This is a genomic window from Falsirhodobacter sp. alg1, from assembly GCF_000739715.2.
Taxonomy (GTDB): Bacteria; Pseudomonadota; Alphaproteobacteria; order Rhodobacterales; family Rhodobacteraceae; genus Falsirhodobacter.
This window is the reverse complement of the sequence record NZ_BBJC02000052.1, coordinates 1-790: the sequence shown is the minus strand read 5'-3', so window position 1 is coordinate 790 and position 790 is coordinate 1. Positions and strand designations below refer to the sequence as shown.

Here is a 790-nt window from a genome sequence, read left to right as displayed (position 1 = left end):
CTCCTGACGCGCGGCGGGGCGACCGGCCCTGCGGATGTGGCCTTTTTCAAACAATTGGGGCGCTATCCTGCAGCCTTGGGCACCGTTGCGGCCCTGATGGCATTGTTCGCCCTTATTCCCGGCATGCCTTTCGTTCCTTTCATTGCGGCAGCGGCCGTACTTGGGGCCGCCGCATGGTATGGCGCGCGCCGCCCTGCCCCCCCTGTCCGCCCCCGAGATGCCGGCGGAAAATGCACCGCGCCCGTTGGGGGACATTCTTGATTTTGACGGCAAGGGTTTCTGCTGCAGGCACGTGCACGGGGCGATGATGCCCCGATGCGGGTCGGATACACCTGCTCGAAAAAACTCGGCAACGCGGTGGCGCGGAACCGGGCCAAGCGCCGTCTGCGCGAGATTGCCCGCCTGACACTGCCCGAACTCGGGCGCGACGGGTGGGATTACGTGCTGGTCGGACGCCCCAAGGTGACGGGCACGCGCGAATTCTCTGCCTTGATGAACGATCTGAAGGTTGCGCTGCGGCAGATCCACAAATGACACCGCTACTACATTCCGGAAAAGGGTCGTTTCATGAAGAAGCTGGCACAACGGCATCAGGACAACGGCAAGGCGCTGTTCGAAATCTGAGGCGCCGGAAATACAGACACAGGAAAGGCCGCCCTCACCCGGGCGGCCTTTTTCATATCCTGTCGATGACTGCTAGAATACGACGCTTATCCGAACAGCAGATTTGGAATGAACAGCGAGATCGCCGGAATATAGGTGATGATGAGCAACACAAGAATATTCACCA

The 790-nt window shown here is 60.5% G+C and carries 1 protein-coding gene and 1 pseudogene; both read left to right on the top strand.

Annotation, left to right across the window (positions count from 1 at the left end; translation table 11 throughout):
* Positions 1–268: pseudogene (locus TR36_RS14115) on the top strand (FHIPEP family type III secretion protein); the annotation flags it as partial.
* A gap of 11 nt (positions 269–279) precedes the next feature.
* On the top strand, positions 280–534 hold the full coding sequence (rnpA, locus tag TR36_RS14110) for a ribonuclease P protein component (protein ID WP_370553450.1): 255 nt from the start codon (positions 280–282) through the stop codon (positions 532–534).
* Positions 535–790 lie beyond the last annotated feature (256 nt).